Source organism: Ruegeria sp. HKCCD7181 (assembly GCF_057221055.1).
On the sequence record NZ_JBWVBC010000002.1, the window covers coordinates 449,382 to 461,637 of the forward strand.

14 protein-coding genes are annotated in these 12,256 nt (G+C 57.6%); 7 read left to right on the forward strand and 7 right to left on the reverse strand.

Annotation, left to right across the window (positions count from 1 at the left end):
- Positions 1–81 precede the first annotated feature (81 nt).
- The gene (locus AC2TCY_RS05740; protein ID WP_480846100.1) at positions 82–2,001 is read left to right on the forward strand and encodes a glycosyltransferase family 2 protein; all 1,920 of its coding nucleotides are present in this window, start codon (positions 82–84) and stop codon (positions 1,999–2,001) included.
- Here the strand turns inward: AC2TCY_RS05740 and AC2TCY_RS05745 are convergent.
- Positions 1,958–2,605, reverse strand: a complete 648-nt coding sequence (locus tag AC2TCY_RS05745; RefSeq protein ID WP_480846102.1) for a GntR family transcriptional regulator — start codon at positions 2,603–2,605, stop codon at positions 1,958–1,960. The genes AC2TCY_RS05740 and AC2TCY_RS05745 overlap by 44 nt on opposite strands.
- Before the next feature lie 100 nt (positions 2,606–2,705).
- Between AC2TCY_RS05745 and AC2TCY_RS05750 the strand changes: the two genes are divergently transcribed.
- From AC2TCY_RS05750 to AC2TCY_RS05760, 3 genes are all read left to right on the forward strand, one after another.
- Positions 2,706–3,350: a pyrimidine 5'-nucleotidase gene (locus AC2TCY_RS05750; protein ID WP_480846103.1), complete on the forward strand. Its 645-nt coding sequence runs from the start codon at positions 2,706–2,708 to the stop codon at positions 3,348–3,350.
- 86 nt (positions 3,351–3,436) lie between these two features.
- Positions 3,437–3,685, forward strand: a complete 249-nt coding sequence (locus AC2TCY_RS05755; RefSeq protein ID WP_480846105.1) for a hypothetical protein — start codon at positions 3,437–3,439, stop codon at positions 3,683–3,685.
- A 74-nt stretch (positions 3,686–3,759) separates the two neighbouring features.
- Positions 3,760–4,956 carry a UbiH/UbiF family hydroxylase gene (locus AC2TCY_RS05760; protein WP_480846106.1) on the forward strand — a complete coding sequence of 399 codons (1,197 nt, stop codon included), beginning with the start codon at positions 3,760–3,762 and terminating at the stop codon, positions 4,954–4,956.
- A 13-nt stretch (positions 4,957–4,969) separates the two neighbouring features.
- On the opposite strand, the gene AC2TCY_RS05765 is transcribed toward AC2TCY_RS05760, so the two are convergent.
- Positions 4,970–6,097, reverse strand: coding sequence for an aminotransferase class V-fold PLP-dependent enzyme (locus AC2TCY_RS05765; protein WP_480846107.1), 1,128 nt, complete (start codon positions 6,095–6,097; stop codon positions 4,970–4,972).
- A 230-nt stretch (positions 6,098–6,327) separates the two neighbouring features.
- On the opposite strand from AC2TCY_RS05765, the gene AC2TCY_RS05770 reads away from it, so the two are divergent.
- The gene (locus AC2TCY_RS05770; protein WP_480846108.1) at positions 6,328–7,029 is read left to right on the forward strand and encodes a histidine utilization transcriptional repressor HutC; all 702 of its coding nucleotides are present in this window, start codon (positions 6,328–6,330) and stop codon (positions 7,027–7,029) included.
- Positions 7,030–7,035: 6 nt separating this feature from the next.
- Here the strand turns inward: AC2TCY_RS05770 and AC2TCY_RS05775 are convergent, their stop codons facing one another.
- Both AC2TCY_RS05775 and AC2TCY_RS05780 read right to left on the reverse strand, forming a co-directional pair.
- On the reverse strand, positions 7,036–7,494 hold the full coding sequence (locus AC2TCY_RS05775) for an Lrp/AsnC family transcriptional regulator (RefSeq protein ID WP_480846109.1): 459 nt from the start codon (positions 7,492–7,494) through the stop codon (positions 7,036–7,038).
- Positions 7,491–7,946 carry an Lrp/AsnC family transcriptional regulator gene (locus tag AC2TCY_RS05780; RefSeq protein ID WP_480846111.1) on the reverse strand — a complete coding sequence of 152 codons (456 nt, stop codon included), beginning with the start codon at positions 7,944–7,946 and terminating at the stop codon, positions 7,491–7,493. Before AC2TCY_RS05780 ends, AC2TCY_RS05775 begins: the two co-directional genes overlap by 4 nt.
- Before the next feature lie 131 nt (positions 7,947–8,077).
- Here AC2TCY_RS05780 and ilvC point away from each other — a divergent pair, with 131 nt between their 5' ends.
- On the forward strand, positions 8,078–9,100 hold the full coding sequence (ilvC, locus tag AC2TCY_RS05785) for a ketol-acid reductoisomerase (RefSeq protein WP_480846113.1): 1,023 nt from the start codon (positions 8,078–8,080) through the stop codon (positions 9,098–9,100).
- Between the two features lie 46 nt (positions 9,101–9,146).
- On the opposite strand, the gene AC2TCY_RS05790 is transcribed toward ilvC, so the two are convergent.
- Together AC2TCY_RS05790 and AC2TCY_RS05795 are read right to left on the reverse strand one after the other, a co-directional pair.
- Positions 9,147–9,602 (reverse strand): SRPBCC domain-containing protein, encoded by a 456-nt coding sequence (locus AC2TCY_RS05790; protein ID WP_480846114.1) that lies wholly within the window; start codon positions 9,600–9,602, stop codon positions 9,147–9,149.
- Entirely contained in the window at positions 9,599–9,847 is a 249-nt protein-coding gene (locus AC2TCY_RS05795) for an ArsR/SmtB family transcription factor (RefSeq protein ID WP_480846116.1), read from the reverse strand. The genes AC2TCY_RS05790 and AC2TCY_RS05795 overlap by 4 nt, the downstream gene beginning before the upstream one ends.
- 141 nt (positions 9,848–9,988) lie before the next feature.
- On the opposite strand from AC2TCY_RS05795, the gene AC2TCY_RS05800 reads away from it, so the two are divergent.
- Positions 9,989–10,891 (forward strand): DMT family transporter, encoded by a 903-nt coding sequence (locus tag AC2TCY_RS05800; RefSeq protein WP_480846117.1) that lies wholly within the window; start codon positions 9,989–9,991, stop codon positions 10,889–10,891.
- Here AC2TCY_RS05800 and glmM read toward each other — a convergent pair.
- Positions 10,888–12,231: a phosphoglucosamine mutase gene (glmM, locus tag AC2TCY_RS05805; RefSeq protein WP_480846119.1), complete on the reverse strand. Its 1,344-nt coding sequence runs from the start codon at positions 12,229–12,231 to the stop codon at positions 10,888–10,890. The genes AC2TCY_RS05800 and glmM overlap by 4 nt on opposite strands.
- Between the last annotated feature and the right edge of the window lie 25 nt (positions 12,232–12,256).

The window sequence follows — 12,256 nt, forward strand, 5'->3', positions numbered from 1 at the left end:
TCTGGCTATCGTTCAGTGTTAACCTGACATTAACCCTGATTCAGCAACCCTGTCGCACAGTACCGGCGGCAGGGTTTCTTTATGGTCGAACTGAATTTTCAACGTCTGGCACCGGCACGTCCCGTTCCCAGTCCCCGTGCCCGAAAACCACTGGGCGCGCGGCTGCTGGAACAGGGCGTCATAACACCGGAGCAATTGGCGAAAGCCCTGCACCTGCAGCGCCGACAAAACGCACTGTTGGGCGAGATACTGGTGGGCGAGGGCTGGGTCGGACGACAAGATATCCTTGCGGCCCTTTCTGACCAAAGTGGACTGCAAATCGCTGATTTCTCGAAAACATCCCCAGACCCGGCCCTTTGTGCGATCAAACCAGTCGAATTCTGGCTTGAGCACAACGTCATTCCCTGGATGCGCGTCGGGCCTTTGCTTCTGGTTGCCACTTGGCGGCCCGACCGATTTGATACTGTTGCCAACGCGCTGCGCGAACAAAGCCTTTCCGCCATTCCGGTGCTAGCCAGCAATAGTCAGATCGACAAGGCGCTGGCAGATGTATTTGCGGAACCGCTGGCACAGGCTGCGGAGGCGCGCGTGGACCAAGAACAAAGCTGTCGCACATGGACAGCTCGCTCGCGGTTGGGACCGGGCGTTTTGCTGATCTTGCTCTGCACTATATGCGCCATGCTGCCCCATTTCGGTTTGGCGCTCTTGCTGGGAGCAACGGTTTTGACGTTGGTCATGTTTCTGGTTCTCCGACTGGCTGGGCTGATCGTCTATCTGCTTCCGCGCACCAAACCGTCAGAGCCACCGGAGAAGGTCGAATCCGGCCTGCCCTGCGTCTCAATTCTGGTGCCATTATTTGAGGAAAAGGAAATCGCTGATGCGCTGATCTCGCGGCTTCAAAGGCTGACCTATCCCAAGGCATTGCTGGATGTAATTCTGGTACTTGAAGAACGGGACGAAATAACGCGACTGACCTTATCCAATGTGGAATTACCGAGCTGGATACGTGTGATCGAGGTTCCAAAGAGGGGCGACCTGACGACCAAGCCGCGTGCCATGAACTATGCGCTGGATTTTTGTCGGGGTGATATCCTTGGCGTTTGGGATGCGGAAGATGCGCCAATGCCGGATCAGATCGAAACGGTTGTTCGCCACTTTGCCAAGGCCCCTGAAGACGTCGTCTGCCTTCAAGGTGCATTGGATTATTACAACCCGCGCACCAACTGGCGGTCGCGCTGTTTTACCATAGAATACAGTGGCTGGTTCCGGGTCGTTCTGCCCGGCATCGCCAGGCTGGGTCTGGTCGTTCCGCTGGGCGGTACGACGTTCTTTTTTCGCCGTGACAAGCTGCTGGAACTCGGCGGTTGGGATGCCCACAACGTAACTGAAGACGCCGATCTGGGTGTCCGCCTCAGCCGCGCGGGCTATCGCACCGAAATCGTGAATACGGCAACATATGAAGAGGCAAATTTTCGTGCCTGGCCTTGGGTCAAACAACGCTCACGTTGGCTCAAAGGGTTTATGGTCACTTATTTGGTACACATGAGATCACCACGCCGTTTGCTGTGCGAACTGGGGGCGCTCCGGTTTCTGGGCGTTCAGGCATTCTTTCTCGGAACAGTAGGACAATTTCTGCTAGCACCGGTTTTGTGGGTGCTCTGGCTCGCCTATTTGGGGCTGCCCCACCCATTTCAGGCCATCATCCAAAACGATTTAATGTCGGTATGCTTCTACCTGTTTTTTCTGGCTGAGGCGGCAAATTTTCTGGTCGGGACATTGGGGGTTGCGGCCGGGAACAGAAAATTCCTGATCCCGTGGGTTCCGACAATGATACTTTATTTCCCGCTAGGAGTTCTGGCTGCGTACAAGGGGTTGTGGGAGCTGGCCGTCAAACCATTTTTCTGGGACAAGACACAACACGGCCACGCAGCCGAGGAATTTCCGACCACCAAACACCTTATTTCTCGCGCTGCACCGCTTCCTGTTTCAGGCGGGTCATGAAGGCGACCGAGATATGGTCTTTCAGCGCCAGCCCTGCTGCATCTTCGTCGCGGGCAGCAATAGCCTCGACGATGCCCTTGTGTTCGCCCTGTGCAATTTCACCGCGCCCCTGAACGGCCAGCGACGTTGTCGCCATCAACGCCATTGTCCTATGCACGAGGTCAAGCTGCTGTACCAGGTATCGGTTGTGCGAAGCCAGATGGATCTGCTCATGGAACCGCCGATTGGCACGCGACAGGGCCGTTGGATCATCCACCAACGCGTCATCGGCCGCGACCATGTCCTGCAGCACTTTGATCTCTTCTACGGTTGCATGACGGGCAGCCAACCGCGCAGCCAGCCCCTCAAGCTCGCGCCGCACCACATAAAGTTCGGCCATCTGGTTGTGATCCAGCGACGCCACAATTAGGGATCGCCCATCCCGTTCCAACAGCGATTGCGTCTCGAGTCTCTGCAGCGCCTCGCGGATCGGAGTTCGCGACACGCCGAACCGCTCGGCCAGCTCGCTTTCAACCAGACGGTCGCCCGGCTTGTAGACACCTACATCAATCGCTTCGAGTATCAGGCTGTAGGCGTCCCTGTTCGACTGTTTGCTCTGGGGCATGGGGTCTTTGTCTCCTCGTTCGGACATGTCTATCCGTCACAGGGGGCCACGATCAAGAGCAGGCATTGAAAACCGCACCGGCGCGGCCTAAACCGAACTCATGGTGAAACAAGCCTTTGATCACGTCACCCAATGGGTGTTCGACCTCGACAACACGCTGTACCCACCGCATATGCGCCTGTTCGATCAAATCGAGGTGCTGATGACGGATTACGTGGTGCAGGCCATTGGTGTGGACCGCCCCGAGGCGGATCGGCTGCGCAGTCACTATTGGCGTCAATATGGAACCACGCTGGCCGGGCTGATGGCCGAACATGACCTGGACCCCGTTCCCTATTTGCACGCAGTACATCAGGTGGACATGAGTCATATGGAACCCGACGTGGCGTTAGCCGATCATATCCGCGCTTTGCCGGGTCGATGCATCGTCTACACCAACGGTTCGGCCCCTTACGCAGAACGCGTTTTGGCGGCTCGTGGCCTGAACGGATTGTTCGACGCGATCTATGGTGTGGAACACGCGGGTTATCGCCCCAAACCCGAAAAGGCGGCATTTGAGTCGATTTTTTCTCAGGACGGCATACAGACTGAACTTGCCGCCATGTTTGAAGACGATCCACGCAATCTGGCTGCGCCGCACGCTATGGGAATGCGTACTGTGCACGTGTCCCCGGACCCGCACGAGGCAGATCACATTCACCATCACACAGATGATTTGACCGCGTTTCTTGCCCGGCTGCGATAGGCTGACGCACTGCGACATTCTGCTCATTCTGCACGTGCAGCATCCTCCCTATATGCGCATCAGCAGCGAACAGAACGGAGACCCCCATGAGCGCGATCGAGATGCCTCGGCGCCTGCCCATCTGGCAGCGCCTGTTTTTTGCAATCCCCCTGTTTGGATGGTTGGCACGTGATGCCGCCAACGGAACAGCCAGAGATTGGTTTTATACTGCCGCCGCAATCGTCAGCATGTGGGGCTGTTCGGTGATGTTGTTCGGTATACCGGGTTTGTACTTGCCGGCATTGGCCATGGTCCCGATGATGTTCCTGATCCTCATCCTGATTTCACGCGGGTAAGATACGGGACAGGATGTCACTTGGCACACCCAGCAGTTCGGAACTAGTGTCTGCCTGCAACGGAGATACTCGCCATGACTGACAGCTGTGACATCCTGATTTCCGGAGGCGGTATCGCCGGGCTGACCGCAGCTGCCGCCTTTGGTGCCGCCGGGTTCGACGTGATTTGCGTCGACCCCGCGCCTCCGATCACGGAACGGGATGTTGATGGGTCGGACCTGCGTACGACGGCCTTTCTGCAACCGGCCCAAGGGCTGTTGAATCAATGCGGTTTGTGGCAGCGGCTGGAGGCCCACGCGGCACCGCTTCAAATCATGCGCATCGTAGATGCGGGCGGAGAGGTACCCGAACCTCGTGTCGTGCGCGATTTCAACGCGTCTGACATTTCCGAACACCCATTTGGCTGGAACCTGCCCAACTGGTTGTTGCGGCGCGAGATGGTGGCGCGACTTTCCGAATTGCCAAACGTCGATTTCCGGCCCGGCACCGGCACCGTCAGTCTGTTCACCCGCACAGCCGAGGCGCGTGTGGGCCTGGGTGATGGATCTCGTGTCCGATGTAAGCTGGTGGTAGCAGCCGATGGTCGTGCCTCGCCCATGCGCGAGGCTGCGGGTATCAATGTCCACACCACACGTTATGGTCAGAAAGCGCTGGCCTTTGCCGTCACACACCCGGTTCCTCATGACAATGTTTCAACCGAAATCCATCGCTCGGGCGGCCCGTTCACACTGGTGCCGTTGCCCGATTGGAAGGGCCAGCCCTCCTCGGCCATAGTCTGGATGGAACGCGGTCCGCGCGCTGTGGAATTGCTGAACACCAAACCAGAGGCATTCGAGGCCGCAATGACCGAACGGTCTTGCGGGTTGTTTGGTCCGCTGAAATTGGCCTCACGCCGGACGATCTGGCCAATCATCAGCCAGTCAGCTGAACACCTGTCGGGCGAGCGTGTCGCCCTGATGGCCGAAGCTGCCCATGTGGTGCCCCCGATTGGTGCGCAGGGTTTGAACATGTCACTTGGCGATCTGCGTAGTCTGCTGGACCAGGCGCAAGCCCGCCCCGAAGGGCTGGGAGACGCACAGATGCTCGAGGCGTATCACAAGGCCCGCCACAACGAGATTGCGCTGCGCGTCAGAGGCATCGACTTGCTGAACCGCGCATCGATGATCGAAGCGCGCCCTTTGCGGGATGCGCGGGCCATGGGACTGAATGCGCTCTATTCCCTGCCACCTGTACGGAAGACTCTGATGCAGATGGGCCTCGGCGTGCGCTGAAGCCCGCTGGGCGTTACAGAACCTGATCCAGCACGCGTTTCAACCGTGCAATCGTGCCGTCGACATCATACAGCTTGTCCAGACCGAACAGGCCCAGACGGAACGTGCTGAATCCTTCGGGCTCGTCACATTGCAGCGGTACCCCGGCCGCAATCTGCATGCCCAGAGCGGCGAATTTCTTGCCGTTCTGGATCTCGGGATCCGACGTATAGCTGACCACCACGCCCGGCGCGCCAAACCCATCGGCGGCAACTGACATGATGCCCATATCCTTGAGCACCGCCCGAACGCCATCTCCCAGAGCCCATTGCGCTGCACGCAGCTTTTCGAACCCGTAATCCCGTGTCTCAACCATTGTATCGCGGAACGCGCGCAATGCGTCCGTCGGCATGGTCGCGTGATAGGCGTGGCCTCCGTTTTCGTAGGCTTGCATGATCTGACGCCATTTCTTCAGGTCGATGGCAAAACTGTCTGATGTCGTCTCGGCCAGACGCGCCTCGGCCCGTTCCGACAGCATCACCAGTCCGGCACAGGGCGATGCGCTCCACCCCTTTTGCGGGGCCGAGATCAGAACGTCTACGCCGGTCGCTTTCATGTCAATCCAGGCACAACCCGAAGCAATACAGTCCAGAACCATCAACGCGCCGACCTCATGCGCGGCGGCGGCCATGGCGGTCACGTAGTCATCCGGCAAAATCACCCCGGCAGCGGTTTCGACATGCGGCGCAAAGACGATGTCAGGACGCTGCTCGCGAATGGTCGCCACAACCTCTTCGATCGGTGCGGGGGCGAAGGGGGACGGACTGCTGTTACCGGTCTCCCGCGCCTTCAGCACCGTTGCATTCGCTGTCAGCCCCCCGGTTTCAAGGATCTGACTCCAGCGATAGGAAAACCAACCGTTGCGTACTACCAGAGCATTGGCCCCACGCGCAAACTGTCGGGCAACGGCCTCCATCCCATATGAACCGCCGCCCGGAATGACAGCCACCCCGTCGGCGTTATACACCTCGCGCAGTAACCCCGATATATCACGCATCACCTGCTGAAAGCTCGCCGACATGTGATTGAGTGACCGGTCCGTAAAAACAACCGAAAACTCTTCGAGACCATCCGGGTCAACATGTTCCAGCAATGCAGGCATTTCCTGTCCTTTCCTGACGTTTGTTCGTTTCTGCACCGTCTCGTCGCGAAGGTAAAGCCAGACAAACCCGATGCGTTGACCCGAGGTCAATGGTAACTGTCAGTATTAATTTGATATTTCTTAAGCCACAATATGAAGAAATGACGCCAAATAGTGTCACCCTCTCTTTACACCATGGCGTGTTTCTGACCAGATACGCACACTTTGAAATAGAAAAGGTATTGTTCTACGTGACTTCGCAAAAACGGATTAGTTTTCAGGTTGTTCGGGACGAGGTGAAAAGGCGGATCGAGGCGCGCGTGTGGCCTCAGGGATCGCTTTTGCCAACGGAAACACAATTGGCCGAGGAATTCAATTGCGCTCGCGCCACCGTGAATCGTGCCTTGCGCGAACTTGCAGACCAAGGGTTTGTCGAACGTAAACGCAAAAGCGGGACCCGCGTCAAGAAAGAGCCGCGAAAGCAGGCCAAGCTGGAAATTTCTCTGGCCCGTCAAGCCGTTGAAAGCCAAAATTCCGCTTACCGCTACGCGCTGGTCGAACGTAACCTTGTCTACAGCCCTGGCTGGCTGACCTCACAACTCAACGTTGAGCCTGACGCCCGCGTGCTGCACGTGATCTGTATGCACTATGCGGACAACCGCCCGTTTCAACTGGAAGAGCGTTGGATCAATATCGAAGCCGTTCCTGACGTAGAGCATGCCGACCTGAGCAAAAGCGGCCCGCATGAATGGTTGCTGAACGCGTCCCCCTTTACCGAAGCCGAAATCGCGTTCTGCGCAATCTCGGCTGACAGTCGCTTGGCCGAGTACATGGGCACCACAACCGGTGCTTCCATGATCCAGCTGGAGCGCACTACCTGGAAAGACGGGCAGCCGATGACATTTGCGCGTATGACGCATCACCCGGGGTATTGTATCCGTACCAGCTACTGACGGCGGTCAGGCTATCGGTCCCGGTAGGCGTTCTTCGCTCAGCAAGACATTTGCTTCGACATCCCCTGCCCCGGGCAGGGTCATGATCCTCCGCCTAAGCACCCGTTCAAAGTCGGACAGGTCGCGGGCGACCACCCGCAAACGATAGTCATATAGCCCCAATACATGCTCGACGGTCTGAACCTCAGGAATGGCGCTGACGGCGCGTTCAAAATCCTCAAGACTGACGTGGCCCTTTCGCGCCAGCTTCACACCGAGGAAAACAGTGACCCCAAATCCCAAAGCCTCGGCATTCAGCCGCAATCGACGCCCCTTGATGATCCCGGCCTGCTCCAGCCGTCGAATACGCCGCCACGTAGCAGGCTGGCTCAGACCGAACCGACGGCCCAGCGCCCCGGCACTCTGCGTTGCATCCTGAATCAATGCGCGCAGAATCTTACGGTCAATTTCATCCAGATCGATCATACCGGCAAAACCTCATCCCGCTTGAGCCGCGCAATATGCATCAGGGCTTCGATATCCGCGATATGCGGCAATGTTAGAATACGGTCTCTGTACACCTGCTGATAGTGGGGCATATCGCGAGCCAGTACAGACAGGCGTACATCAACGCGCCCCAGGAAAGTCTGTATCTCGATGACCTCAGCCACTAGGCGTGCGGCGGCGGTGAATTCGTCAAATGCGCGTGGTTGTGTCTTGTCCAATGTGATCCGCAGGGAAACTTCGACCGCGTAACCCAGCGCGGCCCAGTCGATCACGGCCTCTTGCCCCAAAATGACCCCGGCGGCCTGCATTTTTTCGATCCGGCGCCAACAAACCCCTGAGCTAATCCGGCACAGGTCCGCAAGTTCCGCCGCAGACAGGCTGGGGTTAGCCTGAAAATGCCGCAGGATACGTCGATCCAGATCATCAAGCATGATTTTCTCACTTTCATTAAGTTTGGCGAATTATTCTTCGCCAATTTCCAAATTACTTAACCTCATACTACTCGCCAATAGCAAAATGCATGGGTAAAAGCACTGCAATCGAAACTGAAAGGACCGGCCAAATGCGCGTCTATTACGATCGCGATTGCGACATCAACCTGATCAAAGACAAAAAAGTAGCCATCTTGGGCTATGGTTCGCAGGGTCACGCCCACGCGCTGAACCTGCGGGACTCGGGTGCCAAGAACCTTGTTGTTGCCCTGCGCGAAGGCTCGGCATCGGCCAAGAAAGCCGAAGGTGAAGGTCTGCAGGTGATGGGTATCGCCGAAGCGGCTGCCTGGTGTGACGTCATCATGTTCACCATGCCCGACGAATTGCAGGCCGAGACCTATAAGAAATACGTCCACGACAACATCAAGCCCGGCGCCGCGATTGCGTTCGCTCACGGCCTGAACGTTCACTTCGGGCTCATTGAGCCGAAAGAAGGCGTCGACGTCATCATGATGGCCCCCAAAGGCCCCGGCCACACCGTGCGCGGCGAATATACCAAAGGCGGCGGTGTGCCCTGCCTGGTGGCTGTGCATAACGACGCAACCGGCAAAGCACTGGAAATCGGTCTGTCGTACTGCTCGGCCATTGGTGGCGGTCGTTCCGGCATCATCGAGACCAATTTCCGTGAAGAGTGTGAAACCGACCTGTTCGGCGAACAGGCTGTTCTGTGCGGCGGTCTGGTTGAACTGATCCGCTGCGGCTTTGAAACTCTGGTCGAAGCGGGCTACGCGCCCGAGATGGCCTATTTCGAGTGTCTGCACGAAGTGAAACTGATCGTTGACCTGATCTATGAAGGTGGCATCGCCAACATGGATTACTCGATCTCGAACACGGCAGAATACGGCCAGTACGTGACCGGCCCGCGTATCCTTAAGTATGACGAGACCAAAGCTCGTATGAAAGCGGTTCTGGACGACATCCAGCAGGGCAAATTCGTCCGTGACTTCATGTTGGAAAACGCTGTTGGCCAGCCTACCATCAAAGCGGCCCGTCGCGCCAATGACGAGCATCAGATTGAAGAAACCGGCGCAAAACTGCGCGCCATGATGCCCTGGATTTCTGCCGGCAAAATGGTCGACAAAGAAAAGAACTAAGCCTGGCTTAAGTCAGTGAAAAGGGCGGCACATGTGGCCGCCCTTTTTATGTATTCACTGAACGCAAAAAACACTCACCCAGCACGAAGTCCCAACCGGTGTCGTAGCCACCACGCTTGCCGAGGGCTTCTGCCGCCCATACTTCCCAGCCGGAATGGATCAGCGTCACTTTGGTTTGTCCTACTCCGTAATCTTCGAACGAGACTTCAACCCGAGTGGTGCGATCTTTGTCGGTACCCGGATGCCAACTGAGCACCAACTGCTGACTATCCTCAAAGACCAAAACCTCACCCCATTCGGCGCGCGTGCCATCATACATTGTCTCGTAGACAGCGCCGCCCACGTATGGCTCAATCACCACTGCCAACGCGGGCTTTCCGCGCAACGCTGACACGGCATGACCGTCCAGCGGCCACCATTTGGCAATCCGGTTCACGAAAACATCAAATGCACGCGCAGGAGTGGCGTTCACGATCACAGTTTTGACGATGGGATCCGTCACGTTTCCCTCCCCTGCTGATCCATCTCGGCTGCAAAGCTGTCCAAAACCTCTGTCCAATACCGCTCTAACCAGGCACGCAATTCCGCAAGCCCCTCGGGTCGCGCGGTATAAATCCGGCGCGTCCCCTCGGCCCGGCACACCACCAGCCCCGCGTCAGAAAGAACCCGAAGATGTTGTGAAACTGCTGGTCGGCTGACCGGCAAGTCGACAGCCAATTCTCCGACCGCACGGGGCCGCTCTGCCACGGCTTCAAACACCTGACGGCGGGTCGGATCACCCAAAGCGGAAAATACAGTTCCGTAAGCTATTACTTACCGTAAACGTTTACTTACTTTGCGTCAATTTCGCCGCGTGACACTGGCAAAAACGCGGGATAAGGGGGTGAAATGGTTCAACAACCCACAAAGCAAGATTGGAGCGGCATATTGCTGCTCGGCCTCATCTGGGGCGGAACGTTCATGGTCGTCGCCATGGCATTGGAAGGGTATGGACCAGTGACGGTCGCGACCGCGCGAACAACCTTAGGCGCGGTCACCCTGTTAGTTATGATGCGCTTCACGGGGCGAAGGTTTCCCAATCCAGACGCCAGGTTATGGGGCTCGATCATTGTGATAGGCGTCTTGTCCTCTGCCCTGCCCTTTATGTTACTCAGTTGGGGCCAGCAATTCGTGCCCTCAGCCTTTGCGGGGCTTTCAATGGCGGCAATCCCTTTGATGGTTTTACCCTTGGCGCATTTCTTTTCCGACGAGCCCCTGAATTTGCGTCGTTTGTTTGGTGTTTCGCTGGGGTTTTCCGGGGCTCTCGTTCTGATCGGCCCCGGCCTGGCACAATTGGGGCAAGGCGCGGAGCCATTGGCACAACTCGCCTGTATCGGGGCTGCGCTCTGCTATGCCTGCGCGGCGATCTTCACACGCCGCTGCCCGCCTATCGATCCCGTATCATTGGCAGCCCTGACACTGCTAGTAGGCGCGGTTATACTGCTGCCGATCATGCTAATGACCGAAGGCGTACCTGGTTGGCAAGGAGCCCGTCCCGGGCTTGCTCTGATCGCTTTGGGCTTGTTACCAACCGCTTTTGCTACTCTTCTGCGGATCACTATCGTTCGTAGCGCAGGATCGGTGTTCATGACTCTGGTGAACTATCAGGTACCGATCTGGTCAATGCTCTTCGGTGCCTGGATATTGTCAGAGGCTATTCCATTGCGATTTTATATCGCTCTGACGCTTATCCTTACGGGGATGGCCATCAGCCAATGGTTCAGCCTGCGAAGGACTCTGTTTGGGCGTTAGCCCGCAGCTGCTTCGACCTCAGCCACAATGCCATCTACGACCTGTGCCAGAAGAACGTCATCCTCACATTCAGCCATCACGCGGATCAGCGGCTCGGTGCCGGACTTCCGGATCAACAAACGGCCCTGCCCGATTAACTTTGCCTCGGCATCGGCGATAACGGCCCTGACGCTGGCAGTCTCGAGTGGCGCCTGCCCGGCATCGTAGCGCACATTTTTCAGCAGCTGCGGCACCGTTTCGAACTGACGCGAAAGCTCCGAAGCTTTGCGCCCAGTCAATACCATCTCGGCCAGAAAATGCAGACCGGCCATCAGACCGTCTCCGGTTGTGGCAAAGTCGCTCATCACGATATGGCCTGACTGCTCGCCGCCCAGATTGAACCCACCCTCGCGCATTCGTTCGACAACGTAACGGTCGCCTACAGCTGTGCGTTCCAACCGCAACCCCTGCCCGTCCAGATGGCGTTCAAGACCAAGATTGGACATAACAGTGGCCACCAGAGCGCCACCCTTCAGCTGCTCAGCTCGTGACCAAGCAGACGCCAGCAGGGCCATTAGCTGGTCGCCATCGGCAACGTGTCCCGTTTCGTCAATCACGACGACCCGGTCAGCGTCTCCGTCAAGGCAAATGCCAACATCCGCTCCATGAGCGACAACAGTCTCGGCCGCCACCCGCGGCTGGGTCGAGCCACAGCCCAGGTTGATATTCTTGCCGTCAGGTGCAATTCCAACGGGAATGACCTCCGCGCCCAATTCCCACAGGACCTCAGGCGCAGTCCGGTGCGCCGCCCCGTTGGCGCAGTCGATCACCACCTTCAGCCCGTCCAGCCGCAGATCGCGTGGCAGCGAAGATTTCACTCGCTCTCCATAACGGAACCGCGCATCATCCACACGGCGGGCACGGCCAATATTCTGCGCCTGCGCCGGCTTCACGCCTTGTTCGATCAATCGCTCAATCTCGATCTCAGCCTGATCAGACAGTTTGAACCCGTCGGGACCGAAGAATTTGATGCCGTTGTCCTCGGCCGGGTTGTGGCTGGCCGAGATCATCACACCCAGATCGGCCCGCATCGACCGCGTCATCAGCCCCACGGCTGGGGTTGGCACCGGACCCAGCAACAGCACGTTCATCCCCGTCGAGGTCAATCCCGCCGTCAGCGCGTTTTCCAGCATATAGCCCGAAAGGCGGGTATCCTTGCCGATCACTACACGGTGCGCGCTTGATGAGTCCCTGCGGAAATACCGCCCCACCGCCGCCCCAATGCGCAGGGCCATTTCGGCCGTCATCGGGTACGTATTGGCGGTTCCCCGCACTCCGTCAGTTCCGAACAGCTTGCGCATCAAATGAACTCCATGAACTCTTTCT